Here is a 24,121-nt window from a genome sequence, read left to right on the forward strand (position 1 = left end):
ATGCCCGCGAAAGAAGCGATGACGCGGGATTATTCCTCGTTCTTGTAGATGCGCACCAGCTTGTCGAGCATCGCCAGCGCCTCGTCGCGCGGACGCTGGAACGTGTTGCGGCCGATGATCGAGCCGTTGCCGCCGCCGTCGCGAATGTCGCGCGCGTCCTGATAGACCGCATCGGCACCCTTGGCCGCGCCGCCCGAAAACACCACGATGCGACGCCCGGCGAAGCTCGCCTGCACGACATGCTTCACCCGGTCGGACTGCTTCGACCAATCCGTGCCTTCGTACATCGGCTTGGCTTCGGCCTGTTCGATATGATCGCTCGGCAGCTTCACCTTGATGATGTGCGCGCCGAGCAGTGCCGCCATGTGCGCGGCATAGGCGCCAACGTCGAGCGCGAGTTCACCCGACTTGGGCAGCATGCCGCCGCGCGGATAGGACCAGATGACCGTCGCGATGCCGAGCGTCTTGGCCTCTGCCGACATTTCGCGGATCTGACCGATCATGTCGAACAGATCGTCCGATCCCGGATAGATCGTGAAGCCGATCGCCGCGCAGCCAAGACGCACCGCATCCTCGACCGATCCGGTGATCGCCTGATTCGCACCCTGCGCCCAGCTGTTCGAGCTGTTGACCTTCAGGATCGTCGGCACCTGGCCCGCGAAGGTCGTGGCGCCGGCCTCGATCATGCCGAGCGGCGCGGCGAAGGCGGACAGACCCGCGTCGATCGCAAGCTGATAATGGTAATGCGGATCGTAACCCGCTGGATTGATCGCGAAGCTGCGGGCCGGGCCATGTTCGAAACCCTGGTCGACCGGCAGGATGATCAGCTTGCCCGTGCCGCCCAGCTTGCCCTGCATCAGGATGCGCGCGATGTTCGCCTTGGTTGCGGAATTGTCGGACTCGTACTTGTCGAGAATGGCCTTCACGATCGGCGTCATCTTGGTTCCTATGCGTTTCGACTTCGTTGTCCGCGCTGTTAGCGGTCGCACCCCGCCGGAGCAACATCGGCGAGCGGCACGGATGCCCCATTACGACGCGTAATCGCTCATGGGTCGGGCAAACGACACTGTATCAGTCCGGGCCAGACGTCCATCTGCGGCGCATTGACCCGACCGGCGCGCCGCGGCAGCGTCCCTCAATGTCTTTGCCCGGCCCGCGAATCCTCATTCCGTTCGTCGCGCTTGCAGGCGGGATGACGATCGCCGCGCCTGCACCGCGATCGGCCGATATTCCGCGCGATTTTACCCTGTCCAACGGGGTACGGACGACCCTCGACCAACTCCGCGGCAGGGTAGTGATGCTCAATATCTGGGCGACCTGGTGCGTGCCATGCCGCGCAGAGCTTCCGCTGTTGAATGCCTATTACCGCCGGCATCGCGGGGAAGGTCTGGTCGTTATCGGCATCGCGGTCGATGAGGGCAAAACACCCGCCGACCAGTTGGTTTCACCTGCAATCGCGTACCTGCAGGCGCGCCATGTCCACGGCCGGGACCTCACCGTTTCGTCCGTACCGACGAGCTACGTCTTCGCGAAAAGCGGGCGGCTCGAACATGTGGGACGGCAGGCGTTCGATGCGCGGTCGCTCGAGCGGGTATTGGGGCCGCTGCTCAAGGCGAAGTAGCGCGATCCTATCGCCCCGGCTTCACACCTCCGTTTGTTTTCGAGCGAAGTCGAAAAACATGGGCCTTGCAGGTCGCAAGCGGTTTCTCGACTACGCTCGAAACGAACGGAGCTGGGGGCGGCGCGACAAATCCAGCCGCGATCCTACCGCGCTAGCGCAGCCACGCCGGGCAGTTCCTTGCCTTCCATCCACTCCAGGAACGCGCCGCCGGCAGTGGACACGAAGGTGAAGTCGCCTCCTGCCCCCGCCTGATTGAGCGCGGCGACCGTATCGCCGCCGCCCGCCACGGAAACCAGCGATCCATCGCGGGTCAGCGCCGCCGCCGTTCTGGCGAGCGCGACCGTCGCCGTGTCGAATGGCGGCGTCTCGAACGCGCCCATCGGGCCATTCCAGACCAGCGTGCGGCAATTCTTCAGCACGTCCGCCAGCGCCTCGACCGCGGCCGGACCGACGTCCAGGATCATCTCGTCCGCGGCGACCTCGTGCACGTTGCACGTCCGGACGCTGGGCGGATTGGCGGCGAATTCCTTTGCGACGACCACGTCGTACGGAAGGTGGATCGTGCAGTTGGCGCGCTCCGCCGCGTCGAATATCTCGTCCGCCGTGCCGGTCAGGTCATGTTCGCACAACGACTTGCCGACATCCACGCCGCGCGCCGCGAGGAACGTATTCGCCATCCCACCGCCGATGATCAGGTGATCGACCTTGGTCACCAGATGCTTGAGCACGTCGAGCTTGGACGACACCTTCGCACCGCCGACCACGGCCGCGACGGGATGCTCTGGATTGCCCAGTGCCTTGTCCAGCGCGTCGAGTTCCGCCTCCATCGCGCGGCCCGCAAAGGCGGGCAGGACATGTGCGAGCCCTTCGGTCGAGACGTGCGCGCGATGCGCGGCGGAAAAGGCATCGTTGACGTACAAATCGCCCAGCTTCGCGATCTGCGCGGTCAGGTCGGCGTCGTTCTTTTCCTCGCCACCGAAGAAGCGCGTATTTTCCAGCACGGCGACATCGCCCGGCTGCAAGGTGGCGACGGCGGCTTCGGCGCCGTCCCAATCGATGAAGCGCACGGGGCGGCCCAGCACGGCCTCGTAAGGCTTGGTAACAAGAGCAAGCGACATGGCCGGATTGCGTTCGCCCTTCGGACGTCCGAAATGCGCCAGTACGAGCACGATCGCACCCTTGTCGGCCAGTTCGCCGACGGTCGCGAGCGTTGCACGCAACCGCGTATCGTCGGTCACCGCACCATCCGCCATCGGTACGTTCAGGTCTTCGCGAACGAGCACGCGCTTGCCCGCGACATCGCCCATATCGTCCAGCGTCTTGAAGGCTCTCGTCGTCATCGTTCGATCCTGATCTCATCGCCGACGGCAATCGTGCCGCCCGTTATCACCATCGCGCAGGCCCCGCCGCGCCAGTCCGGTAGCAGCGCCGCACGCAATCCATCCGCCAGAACTTCCATCCGCTCGCACGGATCGGTCTCGCGCGTGATTTCCAGCACGACATCGTCGCCGATGCGGACGCGTATGCCCCGAACCTGCGGCAGATCGAAGCCATCGATCAACAGGTTGGAACGGCGTTCCTCCCACGGAATGACATGGCCGACCTCAGCCGTCGCCGCTTCCCAATCGCCCCGTTCCATCAGCGTGACCTGGCGCCGGTACGGCTTGCCCTTCATCGCGCCGCGGAAGTCGCCGACGATGCCGCGCTCCAGCGTGACCGCGGCGTGATCGACGGTTTCCATCGGCGCCTTGGGCCGCATGTGCCGGGCGATGCCGGCCAGCGTTCCAACGGTGCCGTCAAGCCGCCCCTCCAGAAAGGCTTCCTTGCGCGCATTCTCGGCGCGCTTGGAAGACGATCCCGGACGGGCCAGCGTGACGGCAGAATCCATCAGAGGAACTTGCCCATCGCACCCGCGGTATCGACCATACGGTTCGAAAAGCCCCATTCATTGTCGTACCAGCTGACGACGCGAACCAGCTTGCCGTCCAGCACTGCCGTTTCCAGGCTATCCACGGTCGAAGAGGCGGACGTGTGCATCAGGTCGATCGAAACGAGTGGTTCGTCGGTATAATCGAGGATGCCCTTCAGCGGGCCGCTTTCCGACGCCGCCTTCAGGATCGCATTGACCTCGTCCTTCGTCGTATCGCGCGACGGAGTGAAGGTCAGGTCGATCAGCGACACGTCGGGGGTCGGCACGCGGATCGCCGAGCCGTCCAGCTTGCCCTTCAATTCGGGCAGCACTTCACCGACGGCACGCGCCGCACCGGTCGTGGTCGGGATCATCGACATGCCCGCGGCACGCGCACGACGCAGGTCCGGGTGGATCTGGTCGAGAATCTTCTGGTCGTTGGTGTAGGCATGAACCGTCGTCATCAGGCCGCGTTCGATACCGATCGCGTCGTTCAGCACCTTCGCCACCGGGGCGAGGCAGTTCGTGGTGCAGGATGCGTTGGAGACGATGTGGTGCCCCGCCTCGAGCTTGTCGTTGTTCACGCCGTAGACGACGGTCAGGTCGACGCCCTTTGCAGGGGCGGAGATCAGCACCTTCTTGGCACCGGCATCGATATGCTTCTGCGCGCTCTCGCGATCGGTGAAGAAGCCGGTGCATTCCAGGACGATATCGACGCCCAGTTCCTTGTGCGGCAGGTTTGCGGGATCGCGCTCTGCGGTGACGCGGATACGCTTGCCGTCGACGACCAGATCCTGGCCCTCGGCCGAAACCTTGCCCGGATACTTGCCGTGAACGCTGTCGCGGCTGAACAGCCACGCGTTCGACTTGGCATCGGCGAGATCGTTGATCGCGACCAGCTCCAGCCCCGTATCGCCGCGTTCCAGAACCGCGCGCGCCACCAGGCGACCGATGCGCCCGAACCCGTTGATCGCTACCTTGACCGTCATTTCCCGTCTCCCGTTAGATGCAGGCCCGATCGGGCCGAATTCCGGCGCGCGGTGGCCGCATCCGCCACATCTGCACGAATCGCAGGCGCAGGATCGGATGCTGAAACGGCCATTTTAGCGCGCATTTCCTAAATATAGGCCGGGCGGCACCGCACCGGCGGTCGATAATATGCGCGGTCTTTGCTGTGGCGCGTCCCGCGCGTCAACTGCGTCGGGGCAAATGCATGTTGTCGCCGGGACAAGGCGTGCTATCTGAACGCGATGGCCGTTTCCACCATCGACCGCATCAGCGCCGCCATCACACGGATCGAAGCTGCCAGCGCCAACCGCGCCACGGCAGCCGACGCGCTGACGCGCCGTCACGCGGCGTTGCGCACGCGGATGGCCGACGCGATCGCCGCGCTGGACGAACTCATCGTGCAGACCGAAAACGACGCTTCCGACGAGCCTTCCGCAGTCGACGAGACGGACGCCGAGGATGCGCACGATGGCTGATGTCACGCTAACCATCGGCGGCAGCCGCCACATCGTTGCCTGCCGCGACGGGGAAGAGGATCAGCTGCTGACGATCGGCGCGCTGCTCGACGCGCGCTGGTCTGCGGCAAAGCGTGCGGCGGGTGGATTGGGCGGCGAGCGGGCTATGTTGTTCGTCGCCTTGATGCTCGCCGACGACCTGCACGACGCGCAGAACCGCCCGCCCGAAGCCGCCCCCGCCAGCGTGTCCGACGCGCAGCTCGAAAAGCTTGCGGATCGGCTCGAAGCGCTTGCCGCGAGCCTTGAGAATTAACCGCCCCCGCGCTATATATCCTCGTGGCGGGCACTGCCCGGTACGAGCCTTACCGATTATCCCTGAGGCGATTCTTCTTCCTAGGGGGTTGTCCCTGCGCAGGTCCTGGCCTGTCGTACATGATCCCCACCTGATGCTTTTGGCGTCAGAGGATATTCAGGCATACGGCCACGGCGGTCCCGCCACCCGACCCGGCCGTCCGACATGATCCTGGACAAGAAGGTCCTGCGCGCCCGGATGCGCGCGGAACGCGACCGCTTCGTCGCTTCGTTCCCGGACAAGAAACCCGCGATCCTGGTCCCGCCCGAGTTTCGCGACCGCCTGGCGCATGGGCTGACCGTCGCATCCTATGTACCGATGGGTGGCGAGGCCGATCCCTCCCCGCTCGCGCGCGCCGCGGTCGAGGCCGGCTGCGAGATCGTCCTGCCGCACGTCACCGGACCGAAACCCCCGCTGCGTTTCCTAGCCTGGGATACCGAAGCGGCACTGATCGCCGGCCCGTTCGGCCTGCACCAGCCCGTCGAGACGGCGGACGAACGCGCGCCGGACATCATCCTTACGCCGCTAGTCGCCTTCGACGCCGCGCTCAACCGGCTGGGCCAGGGTGCCGGCCATTACGACCGCGCCTTCGCCGCCTTCCCCGATGCGTGGCGGGTCGGCGTTGCCTGGAGCGTCCAGCAGGTCGACGCGCTCCCCGCCGACCCGTGGGACGTGCCACTGCACGCCATCGCCACTGAAACCGACTGGATATTCGCATGACGCCAAGCTGGCGCAAACCCGTGGGCGCATTGGCGATCCTGCTGCTGATCGCGATCTGGGTGATCGGCGTGGCGAGCCTGTCGAACACGGTCGCGACATGGCACTGGGTCTTGCAACTGGCGTTCTACCTCGTTGCCGGGATCGCCTGGCTGTGGGTGCTGCCGATGCGTCGCATGCTGCAATGGATGGAAACCGGTCGCTGGCGGTGACGGGGTACGTCCCCGCCCGTTCGTTTCGAGCGTAGTCGAGAAACAGACCTCAGGGCCTGCGGACAAGGCTTCTCGACGTCGCTCGAAAACGAACGGCGGATGGGAGAAAACCCGAGCTCATAATTCTGTAAAACCCACATCGCCGATCCCGCATGAAGGGGATGGCGCGAGTGACGGGGCTCGAACCCGCGACCTCCGGCGTGACAGGCCGGCGCTCTAACCAACTGAGCTACACCCGCTTGTAAAGCGTGGAGGCGGCTCACTATGCGGGCGGCCGCACCCTGTCAACGCGGTTTCTGCGTCGACCCCGAACATTTATCCCAAGCGGTCAGCTGCCGGTGTCGGCGCGGGTATCGATCCCGCGCCCGCGCCGCTTGCGTTGCTGCGTCAACGTGCCGTGTTCGAACAGGAAACCCGCAATATCGGGCTTGCCCGCCGCGCCGATGACCGTCTGCAGGATGATCAGCAGTGGCACGGCAAGCAGCGCGCCCGTCGTCCCCCACACCCATCCCCAGAAGCTGATCGAGATGAGAATCATGATCGGATTGATCGTCAGCCGGTGCCCGACGATCAGCGGCGTGACGACGTTCGCCTCGACCAGATGGAAACCGTACATGATCGCCGGCGGGGCCAATGCGACCCAGATGTCGGAAAAGGTCATCAGCCCCCGACCGCCAGCAGCAGCGCCGCTACGACCGGCCCGAAATACGGCACATAGTTGAGCAGCACGACGATCCCGCCCCACATCAGCGGAAACGGCATGCCAAGCGCATAGAGAGACCCCGCCACGCACAGGCCGAGCGCGATGTTGATCGCGGTGATCGTGCCCAGATAGGACGATACGTCGTCGACCACGTCCTGGATCACCCGGGCGGTGGCCATCGCGCCCCCGAAACTCGTGCGGCTGGTGATCGTCCGCTTCCGCATCCGGGTCCAGCCGGACAGGAAGAAGAAGGCGGTGAGGATGCCGAAGAACAACTGGATGATGACCGCAGGCGCGGATGTCGCCGCCAGTTCGAGCACCGAACTGGGCGGCGCGACCCCGGCGGTGGGCGCCGGCTTGATCGGCGTGGACGCGACCTGACGCAGCGTCTTGTTGACGTATTTTTCCAGGTTCGAATACAGATCGAGCAGCGGCGCCAGATTGCTCTGGATGCGGTCGATACGCGTCGGCAGCAGGCGGAAGAATTCCGTCGCGGGCACGACGATCGCGGCGAGCGCGATGTTCGCCACGATCAGGAACAGCAGCACGCAGAACAGCGCCGCGAGCGGGGACGGCACGCGCCGCCGCTCCAGCCATTCCAGAACCGGGATCAGCGCGATCGCGATCACGAGCGCAGTCGTCGTCGGCAGGAAGAATTCCGCCCCCGCCTTCAACGCGAACGGCGTGGCCAGCGTCAGCCCGATGCCGGCGATCAGCGTCAGCGCAGCCAGCAAGCGGTCGCGCCGCAACGCAATCCGTGCGTCGTCTTCCTCGACACCCGCATCGATCGGCAGTCCGAACGCACCGGTCGCCCCCCGGAAGCGCCGAGGGGCGCTCCGGGAGTCGGTGCAGCGGCAGGCTCGACCGGATTCGCGTGCTCGTCGGTTACCATCGTCATCGAATGTCCTGCTCCCTGATCGTCACCCTAGCTGCATTCCCCTCGCTTGTAATCCCGGCTAGCGTGGCGCGATGTCCGATCTCATTCTCGTCATCGACGAAGGCACCACCTCCACCCGCGCAATGCTCTTCAAGCCGGACGGCACCTGCGTCGCCGTGCAAGCCGATGATCTCACGCAACATTATCCCGAGTCCGGCCGGGTCGAACATGACCCGTCCGAAATCTGGACGAAGACGCTCGCCGTCGCCCGCGCGGTGATCGACAAGGCGGGCGGCGCGGACCGGATCGCCGCGATAGGCATCACCAACCAGCGCGAGACCCTGGTGTTCTGGGACAAGGAGACGGGCGAACCGCTTGCCCCCGCGATCGTGTGGCAGGACCGGCGGACCGCCGCGACGTGCCGCGCAATGAAGGAAGCCGGCCACGAACCCACCGTGCAGGCGAAGACCGGGCTGCTGCTCGATCCCTATTTCTCCGGCAGCAAGATCGGCTGGGCGATGGAGAACTGGCCGCAGTTGAAGGAGGCCGGCGACCGGCTGGCGATCGGCACGATCGAATCGTGGCTGATCTGGAAACTCACCGCCGGGGAAGGCCGCGCAGGCGAACACGTCACCGACGCGACCAACGCCAGCCGAACCGCCTTGATGGCGATCGGCAGCGGCAATTGGGACGACGGGCTGATCGAACTGTTCGGCGCGCCGCGAAAGGCGTTGCCCGAGATCGTCGATTGCGCGGGACGGTTCGGCGAGACAACGCTCTTCGGCGCGCCAATCCCGATCTGCGGCATTGCCGGGGACCAGCAGGCGGCGACGATCGGCCAGTCCTGCCTTCAGGTCGGCGATACCAAGGCGACGTTCGGCACCGGCGCATTCGTGCTGACTCAGGCCGGTCGTATCCCGCCGACGTCGCACAACCGCCTGCTCTCGACGATCGCGTGGCAGATCGGCGGGCGCCGCGCCTATGCGCTGGAAGGATCGGTCTTCGTCGCGGGCAGCCTGATCAAATGGCTGCGCGATTCGCTCGGCCTGTTCGGCAATGCCGCGGAAACCGAGGCACTGGCGCGCAGCGTGAAGGACAATGGCGGAACGTATCTCGTCCCTGCCCTTTCCGGTCTCGGTGCGCCGTGGTGGGAGCCCGATGCGCGCGGCACGATTTCCGGCCTCAGCTTCTCGACCGGCAAGGCGCATATCGTCCGCGCCGCGCTGGAGGCGATGGCGCATCAGGCGCATGATCTGAAGACCGCCTTCGCGGCCGACGGCGTCGACTGGAACTGCGTGCGGATCGACGGCGGCATGGTCGCCAACGACTGGATGGCGCAGGACATGGCCGACATCCTGAATATCGAGGTCGAGCGCCCCGAATTCGCCGAAACGACGGCCCTTGGCGCTGCGATGCTCGCTGGCATCGGCAGCGGCCTGTTCAAGGATCTGGACGCGGCCAGCGTGATGCGCGGCAAGGTCGAAACGTTCAGGCCGTCGATGGACGAGGATCTCCGCCAGCACCGGCTGAGCGGGTGGCAGCGCGCGGTGAAAAGCGTGGTGGTGGCGGCGTCCGGCTGACACGGCCCCGCCTTACTCCGCCGCGAAAACGTCCCGTGCAATGGCCACGGCATTCAACGCCGCCGGAAAGCCGGCATAGGGGATCACCTGCAGGATCGTTTCGACGATCTCCTGACGGGTCGCGCCGACACGCGACGCAGCCTGCAAGTGCACCTTCAGTTGCGGGGCGGCGGTCCCCATCGCGGTCAGCGCGGCAACTGTCGTGAGTTCGCGCGTCTTCAAGTCCAGCCCGGGTCGTGCGAATATGTCGCCATAGGCGAATTCGATGATGTACCGGCCCAGATCGGGCGCGATATCCTCCAGGCTGCGGATCACTTCGGCACCGTACGGCCCGGCGACGATCTCGAGTTGCTCCAGCCCGCGACGATATCGATCATCCTGCATGGTCGGCTCCGGTGTCGAGGGTATCGTGCTCAAGGGCAGCGCGGTCGCCGCTGTCATCATCGCTCGGCGGTCGATAGTCATCGTTCTGGCCTCCGATTGCCGTTTCCATAGTGCGATACAGGTCGATCTTGTCATCGAGCGCGGTGATCAGGCCGGTCAGTTCGGCCACGCGGGCAGCAAGACCCGCGCGGTGCGCCTCCAGCATCTCACGTCGGGCCACGGTCGTTGCGGGCCCTTCGGTTCGCAACCGGCTGTACTTCAGCCGGTCGCGCATCGGCATTCCCATCGCCTGCAATTTGCGCAGGAAAGACGCCCAGCCGATATCGGCCATCCCGTAGGATCGCCGCCCGCCCGCATCGCGGACCGATCGCGGCAAAAGCCCGATCCGCTCGTAATATCGCACGGTGTCCGGGGTCAGGCCGCTATGTGCGGCGAAATCGCTTATCTTCACGGTGGCAGGCTCCCTTGCGGACCCGCCCTACCGGTTGGAGCGCACTCCAGGTCAACAGCTAATTCGGCCGATGATGGTTGGCTCGTGCTAAAGCTCACCCGTCACCCCGGACTTGTTCCGGGGTCTACGGTTCCGCGTTTAAACCGGATGAAAAATGGGCCATGAGTTAGCGGCAGGGCGGACCCCGGAACGAGTCCGGGGTGACGGCACTTCACTGGATACAATTCGACTGTAGTCCGCCCCGGATATCCCATCGCCACCCCCCGGTCAGGCAGGCACCCCCACCCGATCCTCGAACAACGCTTTCAGATCCTTCTTCAGGATCTTGCCGTTGGCGTTCCGCGGCAACGTCTCCGCGACGAAGCGGATCGCCACAGGTGTCTTGAAGACCGCCAGCTTCGATCGCACCCACGCCTGGAGTTCGGCCTCGCTCGCTTCCATGCCCGGTGCCAGATGCACGACTGCGGCCGGCTCCTCGCCCAGCGTGCGGTGCGGGATGCCGATCAGCGCGCAGTCGGTGACTGCCGGGTGCGCGTACAGCACGTTCTCGACCTCGCTGGAATAGATATTCTCGCCGCCGCGGATGATCATGTCCTTCGCCCGGTCCACGACGAACAGGAATCCTTCGTCGTCCAGTCGGGCGAGATCGCCAGTGCGGACCCAGCCGTCGACGAACGTCTCGGCCGTCGCCTCGGGCTTGTTCCAATACCCTTTCACGATCATCGGCCCGCGTGCCCACAACTCGCCGACTTCGCCCACCGGCATCTCGGTCACGCCATCGTCGTCCATGATCTTCAAATCAGCGACCGCGACCGGCGGGCCGGCGCTGGTCGGGCGGTTGAGATAATCCTCCGCCGAATGACTGGTGACCGTCGCCATCGTCTCGGTCATGCCCCAGCCATTGCCCGGCAACGCACCGAATTCCTCATGGATACGCCTGACGAGTTCCGGCGCAGACGGCGCGCCGCCATAAGCGATCGCCTCGATCGAGGAGAGGTCGTATTTGTGCCGTTCCGGATGCTCGATCAACTGCCAGGCGATCGTCGGCACGCCGCCCGTGACGTTGACCTTTTCGCTTTCGATCAACTCCATCGCGCGGATGACGTCCCATTTGCGCATGAAGATCACCTTCGATCCCGTGGCGATCACGCCCATCAGGCTCGCGCTGCACGCCGTGACGTGGAACAGCGGAATGACTATTAGCATCGTGCGCGGAATCGGATCGGGCACAGCCTCGCCCCGGCGCAACATCGCGCGCGCACCAGCATAACCACCGGACAGGATGTTGGTCATCAGGTTGCGATGCGTGCCCAACGCGCCCTTCGGGTTCCCGGTCGTGCCGCTGGTGTAGAAGATCGTCGCATCGTCGTCCGGCGCGATCGCCACCTGCGGGAACGGGATATCGGGCAGGCTGGCATAGTCGTGCGGCGTGCCGATCAGATCCTCCAACCGTTCCGCGCGCCCCTCGAGCGTACCCGATGCGCGCGCGACGATCATTTTTTCCAGTGCGGGCAGCGCAGGCTTCGCCTCGACGAAGCGCTGATAGCGTTCGTCGTCCACGAACAGCAGGCGAGCGCCCGAATCGTCGATGCCATATTCCAGTTCGCCCGCGGTCCACCAGGCGTTGAGCGGCACGACAATCGCCCCGATGCTCGCCGCGGCGAAAAAGATCACCGGCCATTCAGGCAGGTTGCGCATCGCCAGCGCGACCCGATCGCCCGCGACGACGCCCATCTCCTGCAACTTCGTCGCCAGGTGCGCCACCGCACGATAATTCGCCTCGAACGTAACCCGTTCGTCCTCATACACCGTGAAGACGTTCTCCCCATGCGCGCGCGATGCCTGGATCAGCCAGGCCAGACTCGGCGGTGCATTCTTCCACGTGCGTGTGGGTACGCCGCGAATATCGACCGTCTCGATCTCGAACTTGCTGCCGGCTGGCGTCAGCAGCGCCTCGGCTTGCGGCAAAGTGACCTTCGGCCATGACGGATCGAGCGAAATCAGGGGTTCGGTCTGCAAGGCTCGTCTCTCCAAATCTGAACATCGGGTTTGGCTTATCTGCCGCTTGTCGCCCGTTTACTGTTGATTCATGCGCCGCTCAAGGCAATAGCAGGCGCGCCGGCCATGACCGGCTTCGAATTAGAGGTATGGACCGGACCATGAAAATCGCAAAGCCGGAAAAGCATGGTTTCGACGCGGGCCGGCTGGCCCGCATCGATGCGTTGCTAAAGGATCGCTATCTCGACACGGGCAAGCTCGCGAACACGCAGATCCTTCTCGCGCGCGATGGCGAGATCGTGCATTTCGGCAGCCAGGGACCGGCGCGGGAGGGAAGTTCGGCGCAAATCGACGAAGGCTCGCTGTTCCGCATCGCGAGCATGACCAAGCCGATAGCCTCCATAGCTTTCATGATGTTGGTCGAGGAAGGTAAGGTCGCGGTCGATACGCCCGTTCACCACGTTCTTCCCGAATTTAAGGACATAGGCGTCTTCAACGGCGGCGGCGGCGACGCACCGTTCGGGACGAAGCCGACCGCGGAACCGATGCGGATGGTCGACCTGCTGCGGCACACCGCGGGCCTGACCTATGGCTTCCAATACCGGTCGAACATCGACGCGGCCTACCGCGCGGGCAAGATCGAGAATTGGCATGGCGGACACGATCTGGACGGCTTCATCGGCGCGCTTGCCAAGATCCCGCTGGAGTTCTCGCCCGGCACATCGTGGAATTATTCGGTCGCGACGGACGTGCTAGGCGCGGTGGTGCAGCGGGTTTCCGGCATGCCGCTCGCCGAGTTTTTTCGAAACGCGCATCTTCGCGCCGCTCAAGATGCACGACACGTTCTTCGCCGTACCCGCGGACAAGACGGATCGGCTGACGGACTGCTACACGTTCGTTCCCGGAAAAGGCCGCGTGATGTATGATCGCGGTGCCGAAAGCGCGTGGAGCCGCATGCCGAAGCTTGTCTCGGGTGGCGGCGGCCTCGTCTCGACCGCGCTCGATTATCACAGATTCAATACGATGCTGTTGAACGGTGGCGAACTGGACGGCGCGCGCATCGTCGGGCGCAAGACGATCGACCTGATGACGATGAACCACCTGCCGGGGAATGCCGACCTGTCGACCATGTCCAAATCGCTGTTCAGCGAAGCGGCGAATGCGGGCACGGGTTTCGGCCTGGGCTTTGCGGTCAATATCGATGTCGCACGCTCTCTGATCCCGGGATCGGTCGGCGAATATTATTGGGGCGGCATGTTCTCGACCGCGTTTTTCGTCGATCCGGTCGAGCGGTTGACGATGGTGTTCATGACCCAGATGTCCCCCAGTTCCACCTACCCTATCCGCCGGGAATTGAAGACGTTGATCTACTCGGCGCTCACCTAACCGACGGCGCGTCGCCACGGCGCCCGCAAACGAAACGAATCTTCAGGAGATAGATATGACCGGTCCGATCACCACCGAACGCCATGACGACGTTCTTGTCATCATCTCGAACAATCCGCCGGTAAACGCACTCGGCGCCGCGGTCCGTCAGGGTCTCGAAGCCGGGATCAAGGAAGGCCTTGCCGACGATTCGATCAAGGCGATGGTCATCCGGTGCGAAGGCCGTACGTTCTTCGCTGGCGCCGACATCACCGAATTTGGCAAGCCTTTCGTCGAACCCGGCCTGCCCGCCGTGGTCGACCAGATCGAGGCATCTACCAAGCCGGTGATCGCCGCGATCCACGGCACCGCACTCGGCGGCGGCTGCGAGGTAACGCTCGGCTGCCACTATCGCATTGCCGTTCCGTCGGCGAAGATCGGTACGCCCGAGGTGAAGCTCGGCCTGTTGCCCGGCGCTGGTGGCACGCAGCGTATTCCGCGCATCGCCGGTGTCCCGCTAGCCCTGGAAATGACCGCAAAGGGCGATCCGATCTCCGCCAAGAAGGCGCTCGAGGCGGGGCTGATCGACAAGATCGCGGGTGAAGACAGCCTGATCGAAGACGCAATCGCTTTCGCCCGTGAAAAGGCCGGGACGACCGACCTTCCGCGTGCCAGCAAAAAGACTGCGCAGGCTGATCCCGAGGCAGTCGCTGCGTTCAAGAAAGAGAATGCGCGCAAATTCCGTGGGTTCGATGCGCCTGCTGCCAATATCGCGTGCGTCGAAAAGGCATCCGACGGATCGTCGTTCGAAAACGGAATCGCGTTCGAACGGCAGGAATTTATGAAGCTGATGATGGGCACGCAGTCCGCGGCACAGCGTCACATCTTCTTTGCCGAGCGTCAGGCGGCGAAGATCGACGGTATCGCGTCCGATATCGCGCTGCGTCCGATCAACAAGGTCGGCGTGATCGGCGCGGGCACGATGGGCGGCGGTATCTCGATGAACTTCCTGTCTGCCGGGATTCCGGTGACGATCGTCGAAATGGCGCAGGAAGCGCTCGATCGCGGCGCCGGCGTTATCCGCAAGAATTACGAGGCGAGCGCCGCCAAGGGCCGCCTGAAGCCAGAACAGGTCGAGGCCGCGATGGGCGCCCTGACCCCGACGCTCGATTTCTCCGCGCTGGCCGATTGCGACCTCATCATCGAGGCGGTGTATGAGAATATGGACGTGAAGAAGGAAATCTTCGCGAAGCTGGACAGCATCTGCAAGCCGGGCGCGATCCTGGCGTCGAACACCAGCTATCTGGACGTGGACGAGATCGCGACCGCGACGCAGCGGCCGCAGGATGTCGTCGGCATGCACTTCTTCTCGCCCGCCAACGTCATGAAATTGCTGGAGGTCGTACGCGGTGCGAAGACCGCGGACGACGTGCTCGCCACGGTCATGGCGCTGTCGAAGAAGATCAAGAAGGTCGCGGTCGTTGCCGGCGTGTGCGACGGCTTCATCGGCAATCGCATGCTCAAGCCACGCCAGGTCGAGGCGATGAAGCTGCTGATGGAAGGCGCCACGCCCGAGCAGATCGACAAGGTCCATGTCGCCTTCGGCATGCCGATGGGTCCGTTCCAGATGAGCGATCTTGCCGGTGTCGACATCGGCTGGCACCGTGACCCGAACCGCATTGAAAGCATCCGCGACGCGCTTGCCGCCGAAGGACGCTGGGGCCAGAAAACGCAGAAGGGCTTCTACGATTACGACGAGAAGCGGAACCCGACCCCGTCGCCGCGCGTCGCCGAGATCATCGAGAATTTCCGCAGCAAGTCGAACCTGCAGAAGCGCGAGATCAGCGACGAGGAGATCATCGAGAAGACGCTGTATACGATGGTCAACGAAGGTGCGCTGATCCTGGAAGAGAAGATGGCCCAGCGCGCGTCCGATATCGATGTCGTGTGGATCTACGGCTATGGCTGGCCCGTCTATCGCGGCGGCCCGATGTTCTGGGCGGATACCGAAGGCCTCCCCAAGATCGTCGCCGGACTGGAGAAGCATGGCTTCAAGGTCGCCGAATTGCTCAAGAGCAAGGCGGAAAGCGGCGGCAAGTTCAATAGATAACCGGGAAGGTCGGGGGCTGGCCGGGCCGGCCCTCGACCGTTCGTGCTGAGCCTGTCGAAGCACATGACCTAAGCGCATCGCCCGTTACACGCCCTTCGACAAGCTCAGGGCGAACGGTGGAGAAAAGACCATGACCGACACGACCCTCGACCAATTCCGCACTGAAACCCGCGCCTGGCTGGCCGAGAATTGCCCGCCCGAAATGCGCGAGCCGGTGCGATCCGAAAAGGATGCCGTCTGGGGAGGACGCGACCAGTCCAACCTGACGCCGGCGCAGAAATCGTGGATGGACGCGATGGCGTCGAAGGGCTGGACCGTTCCGGACTGGCCCAAGGCGTATGGCGGCGGCGGACTAACGCCGGCCGAAACCAAGATCCTGCGTGAGGAAATGGCCGCGATCCGCGCGCGCAATCCGCTCAATTCGTTCGGCATCTCGATGCTCGGGCCGGCACTGCTTAAATACGGCACCGAGGAACAGAAGCTTACCCACCTGACGAAGATCGCCAAGGGCGAAATCCGTTGGTGCCAGGGCTATAGCGAGCCGAACGCGGGGTCCGATCTCGCCAGCCTCGCGACCAGCGCGGAGAGCGACGGCGACGATTATATCGTCAACGGCCAGAAGGTCTGGACCAGCTATGCCGACAAGGCCGACTGGATCTTCTGTCTCGTCCGCACCGACAAGACCAGCAAGCAGGGCGGCATCAGCTTCCTGCTGTTCGACATGGCATCGCCCGGTGTCTCGACCAAACCGATCCTGCTGATTTCGGGCAACTCGCCCTTCTGCGAAACCTTCTTCGACAATGTCCGCGTGCCCAAGGCGAACCGCGTATATGAGGAAAATAAGGGCTGGGATGTCGCGAAGTACCTGCTCGGCCACGAACGCGAGATGATCTCCGGCATGGGCCTCGCCTCGACCGGTGGCAACCCGCTGATCGACGGCGCGATCGCCACGGTCGGTCTCGATCATGACGGTAAGCTCGCCGATCCGCTGCTCCGCGCGAGCATCGCGATGTTCGAAGTGCGCTCCAACGCGTTCGGGATGATGAGCGAGCGCTTCATCGACGAACTGAAAGCCGGACGCGCGCATCCCGCACAGCCTTCGATGATGAAATATTACGGTACCGAGCTGAACAAGAGCCGCTACGAACTGATGATGGCATCGGGCGGGTCGGACGCGCTGGAATGGGAAAGCGACCGTTCGAACGGCGGCAGCACCCCGCGCGCCTGGCTGCGTACCAAGGCGAACTCGATCGAAGGCGGGACGAGCGAAGTCCAGCTCAACATCATCGCCAAGCGGATTCTGGATCTGCCGAGCGCCTGAGCGATCAAAGCCCTCTCCCCCGCGGGGAGAGGGTTGGGAGAGGGGCAGTCCAATACCAACAGATACGGGCCGGCGAGGAGAGACTGCCCCTCTCCCCGGCCCTCTCCCCAAGGGGGAGAGGGAGATTTCGAATGCCACTCTACCTGAACGACGAACAGACGATGTTGCGCGACACCGCGAAGGATTTCGTCGCCGAACACGCGCCCGTCAGCCACCTCCGCTCGCTGCGCGACAAGAAGGACGAAGCCGGCTTCTCGCGCGATCTGTGGAAGTCCTTTGCCGAAATGGGCTTCACCGGCATCCTGATCGGTGAAGACGAAGGCGGGCTCGGGCTCGGCCATGTCGAGGCCGGGATCGTGCTGGAGGAAATCGGCCGCAACCTGTCCCCCTCCCCGTTCCTGACCACCGCCGTCGCCGCGGTCGAGGCATTGAAGGGCAGCCCGCACGCCGCCAAGTATTTCCCAGGCATCCTGTCGGGGGACACCGTCGCTGCGCTCGCGATCGACGAGGGGGCCAAGCACCGTGATACGGTCGCGCTGAAGGCCGAACGATCAGGCAACGGGTTCAAGCTGTCGGGCAAGAAGCAGTTCGTCACGCATGGCCACGTCGCCGATCTGCTGATAGTCGCGGCACGTACCGCCGGTTCGGCTGACGACGCGGAGGGGATTACGCTGTTCGCGGTCGATCGCAACGCGGCTGGCCTGACCGCCAATCCGGAGCGCCTGACCGACTCCAGCCTTGCCGCGAGGATCGAATTCGACGGCGTGGAAGTCGATGCCGACGCGGTGATCGGCGAAATCGATGCCGGTCGCACACCGCTCGACCGTCTGTTGCGCGCAGGGCGCACCGGTGCCTCGGCCGAGTTGCTCGGCGTGGGTGGCGGCGCGATGGACATGACCGTCGGCTATCTGAAGGAGCGCAAGCAGTTCGGCGTCACGATCGGCAGTTTCCAGGCGCTGCAACATCGTGCCGCGCATCTGTACAGCGAGATGGAAGTCGCCCGCGCCGCCGTGCTGAAGGCCGCGCAATTGCTCGACCAGGGTTCGGACCGGGCCGACCACGCCGTGTCCGTCGCCAAGGCGATGACCGCGCTCGCCACCACGCTGTCGGTGCAGGAAGGCGTGCAGATGCATGGCGGCATCGGCATGACCGACGAATATGACATCGGCTTCTACATGAAGCGCGCCCGCGTGCTGGCCGAGATGTTCGGCGACGCGAATTTCCACGCCCACAAGCTGGCGACGCTGTCGGGGTATTGAGGACGCGATGCTCCCCAACCCGTTCGTCCTGAGCCTGTCGAAGGGCGTATCACACGCGCTGCCGCTTGTGGCACATGCTTCGACAAGCTCGGCACGATTGGGTTAAGGGAGCACTATGATCGACATGACCAACCCATCTCCCGAAGCTCTCGCGGCCGATCTTTGCGACCTGCTGACCGTGGAGGAGATCGACACCGATCTGTATCGCGGCCGGCGCATCGCCAACGGCCAAGGTCACGGGCGCGTGTTCGGCGGCCAGGTGATCGCGCAGGCGCTGCAGGCGGCACAACAATCGACGGACGCTCCGAAGGTCGCGCATTCGCTTCACGCCTATTTCATGCGGCCGGGCAATGACGACTATCCCATCCTGTTCCGCGTCGTCCGCGACTTCGACGGCAAGAGTTTCGCGACCCGCCGCGTGATCGCGACGCAGAAAGGTCTTCCGATCCTCAACATGGCCTGTTCGCTACAGGTGCCCGAGGATGGCCTGCGCCATCAGGATGCGATGCCGGACGTGCCCCCGCCGGAGGATCTGAAATCCGATGTCGATGTCCGCGCCGGGATGGTCGACTCGATTCCCGAACGCTTCCGTGCACATTTCACGCGGCCCCGGCCGATCGAGATCCGCCCAGTCGCGCCGCGCAGTTTCATCAATCCGGAAAAGAGCGAGCCACGGCAGGATAGCTGGTTCCGGATTTCCGCCCCGATCGGCGACGATCCGGCGATGCATCGCGCAGTCCTGGCCTATGCGTCCGACATGGCGCTGCTCGGCACAGGCACGCTGCCGCACGGCGTCAACTGGATGACGCACAAGTTGCAAAGCGCCAGCCTGGATCACTCGCTTTGGCTGCATGAGGATTTCCGTGCCGACGACTGGCTGCTCTATACCTGCGACAGCCCCTGGGCTGGCCATGCCCGCAGTTTCAACCGCGGCAAGATCTTCAGCCGCGACGGTCGGCTCGTCGCCAGCGTCGCGCAGGAAGGATTGATGCGCCTGCGCGAATGAGGCGCGAGAATCCTCCCACCCGCTCGTGCCGAGCTTGTCGTGGGGGCGTGGACTTGAGACGGGTGCTTCGACAGGCTCAGCGCGAACGGTAGGGATTGAAAGGTCCTGATTCCGTCCAGTCGGGCATCGCCCCTACCCCGCAATCATCCGCCGTGCCTTGGCCGTGGCAAGCTGCGTGTCGGACGCCAGCTTCTTCACCTCGCTCGCGACCACCGCGAAGCCCCGGCCGGCATCGCCCGCCCGCGCAGCCTCGATCGTCGCGTTCAGCGCCAACAGGTTCGTCTGAACCGCTATACCTGCAATCGATTCGACCACGTCCGCCAACTGCGAGACGAGGGCTTCCATCACCACTCGTCGCGTATCGGCTTCTGCCTGATAGCGCTGGCTTTCCTTAAGCCGCTTCGCGACCTCATCCGCCAGCTTGACGCGGTCGCCCACGTCGCTGGCGAACTTCACGACGCGCACCACGTTGCCCGCGCCATCGAGAATGGGCGTGTAGGTCGCTTGCAGGCGCACGATGCGACCGCCCCGGCCCATCCGGACATATTCCCCGGCATCATGTTCGCCACGCGCCAGCTTGCGCCAGAATGCGGCATAATCGGCCGATGCGGCATAGGCCGGATCGCAGAATATGCAGTGATGCCGCCCGACGACGTCGTGAAGGTGATACCCCATCGCATTGAGGAATTTGCGGTTCGCCGAGACGATGACGCCATCGGGCTGGAATTCGATGATCATTTGCGATTGGTCGATCGCGCTCCACAACGGACCATCACGGAAGCTGTCGTTCACCATCGAAAATCCCAAACCCAGGGATTCGAATAGATGAAAACGGTTAACCAACTAAAAACGCAGCCGATTCGGCCCTAGATGTATATCAAGTCCGGTCCCGTCTCGTGCCACCCAAGCTGCGGGGTTACACTGCCGTCTTGCCATATTCCTGACGCGTGACCGGATGGCTCGACGACAATCCGCCATCGACCGCGATCGCCTGCCCGTTGACATAGCTGGCCTCGTCGGATGCCAGGAAGGCGGCAACGTTGGCCAGTTCCTCAGGCTGCGCGCCGCGGCGTAGCGGGTTGAGCCGCCCGACCTTGTCCATCTTGCCTGCATCCCGCGCATAATCGAAGGTCGGCTTCGTCATGCCCGTCTCGGTCAGGCCGGGGCAGATCGCATTGACGCGCACGTTCGATCCGGCAAGCTGCTGCGCCGATACCATCGCGAGATTGATCACACCGGCCTTGGACGCCGAATAGGCCGGTGACCCGGCGCCCGACCGAATTCCCGCCACGCTCGCGGTCAATACGATTGCTCCGCCGCCACGCTCCGCGATCTTCGGCGCGGCATGCTTGATCGCCAGATACGGTCCGATCAAATTGACGCGCAGCACCTCGGTGATCAGTGCGACGTCGGTATCGAAGATGTTGGCCATCCCGCCCGAAATTCCGGCATTGGCGAACATCACGTCCAGCCCGCCATGCGCTTCGCAGGCGAGCGCGACGGCGCGGATCACGTCTTCCTCCTTGCCGGCGTCGATCTTGATGTGCCGCGCCGTGCCGCCGGCATCGGTAATCATCGCCGCGGTTTCTTCGGCGGCGTCAGATATGTCGGCGCACAGCACGCGCCCGCCTTCGGCCGCGAACAGCAGCGATGCAGCGCGCCCGATCCCCGATCCAGCGCCCGTGACGATGATCGACTTGTCCGTGAAACGCGCCATTATCTCTCTCCGTTCGCCGAATTCAGATCGTCACGCCGCCGTCGATCACGATCGACTGGCCGGTCATGAACGCGCTCGCCGGGCTGGCAAGGAACACCACCGCGCCGGCTATTTCCTCCGCCACGCCGATGCGGCGCAGCGGCACGGTTTCGTTCGACGCCTTGATCCGCTCCGGATCCTCCCATAGCGCCTTGGCGAAATCGGTGCGGATCAGGCCGGGGGCGATGCAGTTGATGCGGACATTGTCGGGGCCGAATTCGTGCGCCAGGTTGCGCGCCAACTGCATGTCGGCGGCTTTGGAGATGCAATAGGCGCCGATCATCGTCGACCCGCGCAAGCCGCCGATCGAGGATACGATGACGATCGATCCATTCTTCCGCTCGCGCATTTCGGGCGCGACCATCGCGATCAGCCAATGATTGCTAACGATATTGTTGTCGAGAATCTTGCGGAACTGCTCGTCGCTGATCCCCGATTGCGGGCCGTAATAGGGGTTGGACGCGGCGTTGCAGACCAAGACGTCGATCTTGCCGAACGCCGCGCGCGTTTCGTCGACCAGATGTTGCAGGCCGGCCTTGTCGGAGATGTTTGCCGCCACCGCGATCGCGGTCCCTTCGCCGAATTTCGTGTTGATTTCCGCCGCGACCGCGTCGCACGCATCCTGCTTGCGACTGCTGATCACGACTTTCGCGCCATGCTCCGCCATCTCGAAGGCGCTCGCCTTGCCGATCCCCTTGGTGGATCCGGTGATGATGGCCACCTGGCCGGTCAGATCGAATAGCGACATGTTAACTCCCTCTCCCCTTCGGGGGAGAGGGCCGGGGAGAGGGGCAGTCTCTCCTCGCCGGCCCTATATCTATTGGTGATGGACTGCCCCTCTCCCAACCCTCTCCCCCAGGGGGAGAGGGCTTTAGTTAAGCCCCGGCCTTCATCGCGAAATCCCATGCCGAATTGGCGAGCCGGTACACGCCCTCCGCCGATTTTTCGGCCTGCGCGCTGGATGCCGTACCCTCGACGATGCGTTTCTTGATGCCCTGAACGATGCCCGTCAGGCGGAACAGATTGTACGAGAAATACCAGTTGAGGTCCGGGACCCCGTCCCGCCCGGTCGCCGCGCAATAGCGTACAACCATATCCTCGATCGTCGGGATACCCGTCTCCGGCCCCGTCTCGCCCCTGACGCCCGAACGGCCCTCCGGCTCGGTCACCCAGCTCATGAGGAAATAGGAAAAATCGGCCAGCGGATCGCCCAACGTCGACAATTCCCAGTCAAGCAACGCGATCACGCGTGGCTCGGTCTTGTGGAAGATCATGTTGTCGATACGAAAATCGCCGTGGACGACGGACGTCCGCGTCTGTTCCGGCACCGTGCGGCCGAGATAGTCGATCAGCTTCTCGACCGATTCCATATGCTCCGTCTCGGACGCACGATATTGCTTCGTCCAGCGCGCGACCTGCCGCTCGAAATAATTACCCGGACGCCCGTAATCGCCGAGCCCCGCCGCGACATGATCGGTATTGTGCAGCTCGGCCAGTGTATCGCACATCGCATTGTAGACACCGGTCCGCTGATCCGGCGTATAATCCGGCAGCGTCCCGTCCCACAGGTTGCGACCATCGGCGAACCCCATGACGTAGAAATCGGTGCCGACGATATCCTGATCGGTACACAGGCCGTACGGCTTGGCGACCGGGAAGCCGGTCGGATACAGGCCGGCAATGACGCGATACTCGCGATCCACGGCATGCGCGGACGGCAATAACGGGCCGAACGGCTTGCGGCGCAGGACATACTGACCGGACGGCGCGTCGATCTTGAAGGTCGGGTTGGACTGCCCGCCGGCGAATTTCGAATAGGTCAGCGGCCCTTCGAACCCCTCGACATTCGCCTCCATCCAGGCGGTCAGCTTCGCCTCGTCGAGCCGGTCCTTCTCGGGCACGGCGATCGTCTGCGGGGAGGAATCGATCGTCATCACGCGAACTCGATCACCGAGCGAACCGTATCGCCGGTACGCAGTTTGGCCATCGCCGCATTGACGTCATCCAGCCTGATACGCTCAGCGACCATCGTATCCAGGTCCAGCCGACCATCGAGATACATCTCGACCAGACGTGGCATGTCGATCGGGAAACGCGTCGAGCCGAGCAGCGAGCCTTGGAGCTTCTTGCCCGTCAGGAAGGTTGGACCGGCGATGCTCACCGATCCCCCCGGCGCGATCATGCCGAGGATCGTCGCCGTGCCGCCGCGACGGAGGATGTTCCAGGCGAGTTCGGCGGTGTTGGGCCGACCGACCGCCTCGATCGCGTAATTCACCCCGCCTTCGGTCATCGCGATGACTTTCTTGGTCAGATCGGGGTCCGACGCGTCCAGCCCGTGCGTCGCGCCAAGCTTCTTCGCGAGATCAAGCTTGTCCGCCACCGGGTCGATCGCGATGATCGCACCCGCGCCGGCAATCTTCGCCGCATTGATCGCCGCAAGCCCGATGCCGCCGCAGCCAATCACCGCGACGGTTTCGCCGGGGCGCAACCGGCTGTCGTTAAAGATCGCGCCGGCCCCTGTGATCACCGCGCAGCCAAGCAACGCCGCCCGGTCCAGCGGCATCTCTTTCGAGATAGCGACGCAGGCATTTTCATGCACCAGCATCATCTCGGCATAGGCCGACAGGTTGAGGAACGGCGCCAGTGGCGTTCCGTCCTTCAGGCTAAGCCGCGGTGGCGCATCCTTTGCACGGCGGGTGGAGGGATCGACACACAGGCTGGGGCGGCCGGTGATGCACATTTCGCAGGAACCGCAAAAGACAGTGAAGAAGGTGATGACGTGATCGCCAACTTTCAGGTGCGCGACATCGGATCCGACCGCCTCGACGATCCCCGCCGCCTCGTGCCCCGGCACTGTCGGCACCGGGTGCGGGAAGGCCCCGTCGATGAAGTGCAAGTCCGACCGGCATACGCCGCACGCGACGGTGCGGATGAGCACCTCGCGCGGGCCGGGATCGGACACCGCGATATCCTCGATCACGAGATCGGTCTTCGCTTCGTAAAGGACCGCTGCTTTCACTGTTCTTCCCTCTCCCCG

General features: G+C 64.1%; 22 protein-coding genes, 1 tRNA gene and 2 pseudogenes. 11 read left to right on the forward strand and 14 right to left on the reverse strand.

Annotated elements, in window-relative coordinates:
- Nucleotides 1–29: 29 nt before the first annotated feature.
- Complete coding sequence (locus H5J25_RS11695) at nucleotides 30–938, reverse strand: class I fructose-bisphosphate aldolase (RefSeq protein ID WP_202091151.1); 909 nt, start codon at nucleotides 936–938, stop codon at nucleotides 30–32.
- 200 nt (nucleotides 939–1,138) lie between these two features.
- Here H5J25_RS11695 and H5J25_RS11700 point away from each other — a divergent pair, with 200 nt between their 5' ends.
- Nucleotides 1,139–1,621 carry a TlpA disulfide reductase family protein gene (locus H5J25_RS11700; protein ID WP_202091153.1) on the forward strand — a complete coding sequence of 161 codons (483 nt, stop codon included), beginning with the start codon at nucleotides 1,139–1,141 and terminating at the stop codon, nucleotides 1,619–1,621.
- Between the two features lie 143 nt (nucleotides 1,622–1,764).
- Here the strand turns inward: H5J25_RS11700 and H5J25_RS11705 are convergent, their stop codons facing one another.
- Genes H5J25_RS11705 through gap form a run of 3 tightly spaced genes read right to left on the reverse strand, consistent with a single transcriptional unit; the run spans nucleotide 1,765 to nucleotide 4,519 of the window.
- Nucleotides 1,765–2,961, reverse strand: a complete 1,197-nt coding sequence (locus H5J25_RS11705; protein WP_225883080.1) for a phosphoglycerate kinase — start codon at nucleotides 2,959–2,961, stop codon at nucleotides 1,765–1,767.
- Nucleotides 2,958–3,509 (reverse strand): MOSC domain-containing protein, encoded by a 552-nt coding sequence (locus tag H5J25_RS11710; RefSeq protein WP_404829532.1) that lies wholly within the window; start codon nucleotides 3,507–3,509, stop codon nucleotides 2,958–2,960. Before H5J25_RS11710 ends, H5J25_RS11705 begins: the two co-directional genes overlap by 4 nt.
- Complete coding sequence (gene gap / locus H5J25_RS11715) at nucleotides 3,509–4,519, reverse strand: type I glyceraldehyde-3-phosphate dehydrogenase (protein ID WP_202091161.1); 1,011 nt, start codon at nucleotides 4,517–4,519, stop codon at nucleotides 3,509–3,511. Before gap ends, H5J25_RS11710 begins: the two co-directional genes overlap by 1 nt.
- 261 nt (nucleotides 4,520–4,780) lie before the next feature.
- On the opposite strand from gap, the gene H5J25_RS11720 reads away from it, so the two are divergent.
- The 4 genes from H5J25_RS11720 to H5J25_RS11735 all read left to right on the forward strand — a co-directional run bounded on the left by H5J25_RS11720 (nucleotide 4,781) and on the right by H5J25_RS11735 (nucleotide 6,274).
- Nucleotides 4,781–5,014 (forward strand): hypothetical protein, encoded by a 234-nt coding sequence (locus tag H5J25_RS11720; protein WP_202091163.1) that lies wholly within the window; start codon nucleotides 4,781–4,783, stop codon nucleotides 5,012–5,014.
- Nucleotides 5,007–5,306 carry a cell division protein ZapA gene (locus H5J25_RS11725; RefSeq protein WP_202091165.1) on the forward strand — a complete coding sequence of 100 codons (300 nt, stop codon included), beginning with the start codon at nucleotides 5,007–5,009 and terminating at the stop codon, nucleotides 5,304–5,306. Before H5J25_RS11720 ends, H5J25_RS11725 begins: the two co-directional genes overlap by 8 nt.
- 204 nt (nucleotides 5,307–5,510) lie before the next feature.
- A complete protein-coding gene (locus tag H5J25_RS11730; RefSeq protein WP_202091167.1) occupies nucleotides 5,511–6,065 on the forward strand; it encodes a 5-formyltetrahydrofolate cyclo-ligase in 555 nt (184 codons plus the stop codon).
- Nucleotides 6,062–6,274 (forward strand): DUF2842 domain-containing protein, encoded by a 213-nt coding sequence (locus H5J25_RS11735; protein ID WP_202091169.1) that lies wholly within the window; start codon nucleotides 6,062–6,064, stop codon nucleotides 6,272–6,274. The genes H5J25_RS11730 and H5J25_RS11735 overlap by 4 nt, the downstream gene beginning before the upstream one ends.
- Nucleotides 6,275–6,436: 162 nt before the next feature.
- Here H5J25_RS11735 and H5J25_RS11740 read toward each other — a convergent pair.
- Together H5J25_RS11740 and H5J25_RS11745 are read right to left on the reverse strand one after the other, a co-directional pair.
- Nucleotides 6,437–6,513, reverse strand: a tRNA-Asp gene (locus tag H5J25_RS11740).
- 89 nt (nucleotides 6,514–6,602) lie between these two features.
- Nucleotides 6,603–7,771, reverse strand: a pseudogene (locus tag H5J25_RS11745) (AI-2E family transporter).
- A gap of 175 nt (nucleotides 7,772–7,946) precedes the next feature.
- Between H5J25_RS11745 and glpK the strand changes: the two are divergent.
- Entirely contained in the window at nucleotides 7,947–9,434 is a 1,488-nt protein-coding gene (gene glpK, locus H5J25_RS11750) for a glycerol kinase GlpK (RefSeq protein WP_202091171.1), read from the forward strand.
- A gap of 12 nt (nucleotides 9,435–9,446) precedes the next feature.
- On the opposite strand, the gene H5J25_RS11755 is transcribed toward glpK, so the two are convergent.
- The 3 genes from H5J25_RS11755 to H5J25_RS11765 all read right to left on the reverse strand — a co-directional run bounded on the left by H5J25_RS11755 (nucleotide 9,447) and on the right by H5J25_RS11765 (nucleotide 12,288).
- On the reverse strand, nucleotides 9,447–9,818 hold the full coding sequence (locus H5J25_RS11755) for a carboxymuconolactone decarboxylase family protein (RefSeq protein ID WP_202091173.1): 372 nt from the start codon (nucleotides 9,816–9,818) through the stop codon (nucleotides 9,447–9,449).
- Complete coding sequence (locus H5J25_RS11760) at nucleotides 9,808–10,269, reverse strand: MerR family transcriptional regulator (RefSeq protein WP_202091175.1); 462 nt, start codon at nucleotides 10,267–10,269, stop codon at nucleotides 9,808–9,810. Before H5J25_RS11760 ends, H5J25_RS11755 begins: the two co-directional genes overlap by 11 nt.
- A 267-nt stretch (nucleotides 10,270–10,536) precedes the next feature.
- On the reverse strand, nucleotides 10,537–12,288 hold the full coding sequence (locus H5J25_RS11765; RefSeq protein WP_202091177.1) for a class I adenylate-forming enzyme family protein: 1,752 nt from the start codon (nucleotides 12,286–12,288) through the stop codon (nucleotides 10,537–10,539).
- 140 nt (nucleotides 12,289–12,428) lie between these two features.
- Here H5J25_RS11765 and H5J25_RS11770 point away from each other — a divergent pair.
- From H5J25_RS11770 to H5J25_RS11790, 5 genes and pseudogenes are all read left to right on the forward strand, one after another.
- Nucleotides 12,429–13,653, forward strand: a pseudogene (locus tag H5J25_RS11770) (serine hydrolase domain-containing protein).
- Between the two features lie 55 nt (nucleotides 13,654–13,708).
- On the forward strand, nucleotides 13,709–15,742 hold the full coding sequence (locus tag H5J25_RS11775) for a 3-hydroxyacyl-CoA dehydrogenase NAD-binding domain-containing protein (RefSeq protein ID WP_202091179.1): 2,034 nt from the start codon (nucleotides 13,709–13,711) through the stop codon (nucleotides 15,740–15,742).
- Nucleotides 15,743–15,872: 130 nt separating this feature from the next.
- Nucleotides 15,873–17,063, forward strand: a complete 1,191-nt coding sequence (locus H5J25_RS11780; protein WP_202091181.1) for an acyl-CoA dehydrogenase family protein — start codon at nucleotides 15,873–15,875, stop codon at nucleotides 17,061–17,063.
- Nucleotides 17,064–17,194: 131 nt separating this feature from the next.
- Nucleotides 17,195–18,322 carry an acyl-CoA dehydrogenase family protein gene (locus tag H5J25_RS11785; RefSeq protein ID WP_202091183.1) on the forward strand — a complete coding sequence of 376 codons (1,128 nt, stop codon included), beginning with the start codon at nucleotides 17,195–17,197 and terminating at the stop codon, nucleotides 18,320–18,322.
- A gap of 124 nt (nucleotides 18,323–18,446) precedes the next feature.
- Nucleotides 18,447–19,328, forward strand: coding sequence for an acyl-CoA thioesterase (locus H5J25_RS11790; RefSeq protein ID WP_202096333.1), 882 nt, complete (start codon nucleotides 18,447–18,449; stop codon nucleotides 19,326–19,328).
- Between the two features lie 132 nt (nucleotides 19,329–19,460).
- Here the strand turns inward: H5J25_RS11790 and H5J25_RS21380 are convergent, their stop codons facing one another.
- From H5J25_RS21380 to H5J25_RS11815, 5 genes are all read right to left on the reverse strand, one after another.
- On the reverse strand, nucleotides 19,461–20,120 hold the full coding sequence (locus H5J25_RS21380) for a methyl-accepting chemotaxis protein (RefSeq protein ID WP_318781298.1): 660 nt from the start codon (nucleotides 20,118–20,120) through the stop codon (nucleotides 19,461–19,463).
- Between the two features lie 124 nt (nucleotides 20,121–20,244).
- Complete coding sequence (locus tag H5J25_RS11800) at nucleotides 20,245–21,045, reverse strand: SDR family NAD(P)-dependent oxidoreductase (protein WP_202091187.1); 801 nt, start codon at nucleotides 21,043–21,045, stop codon at nucleotides 20,245–20,247.
- Nucleotides 21,046–21,067: 22 nt separating this feature from the next.
- Entirely contained in the window at nucleotides 21,068–21,832 is a 765-nt protein-coding gene (locus tag H5J25_RS11805) for an SDR family NAD(P)-dependent oxidoreductase (RefSeq protein ID WP_202091188.1), read from the reverse strand.
- A gap of 127 nt (nucleotides 21,833–21,959) precedes the next feature.
- Complete coding sequence (locus H5J25_RS11810) at nucleotides 21,960–23,018, reverse strand: phosphotransferase family protein (protein ID WP_404829533.1); 1,059 nt, start codon at nucleotides 23,016–23,018, stop codon at nucleotides 21,960–21,962.
- The gene (locus tag H5J25_RS11815; RefSeq protein ID WP_202091190.1) at nucleotides 23,018–24,103 is read right to left on the reverse strand and encodes a Zn-dependent alcohol dehydrogenase; all 1,086 of its coding nucleotides are present in this window, start codon (nucleotides 24,101–24,103) and stop codon (nucleotides 23,018–23,020) included. The genes H5J25_RS11810 and H5J25_RS11815 overlap by 1 nt, the downstream gene beginning before the upstream one ends.
- Between the last annotated feature and the right edge of the window lie 18 nt (nucleotides 24,104–24,121).

The organism is Sphingomonas aliaeris (genome assembly GCF_016743815.1).
GTDB lineage: Bacteria > Pseudomonadota > Alphaproteobacteria > Sphingomonadales > Sphingomonadaceae > Sphingomonas > Sphingomonas aliaeris.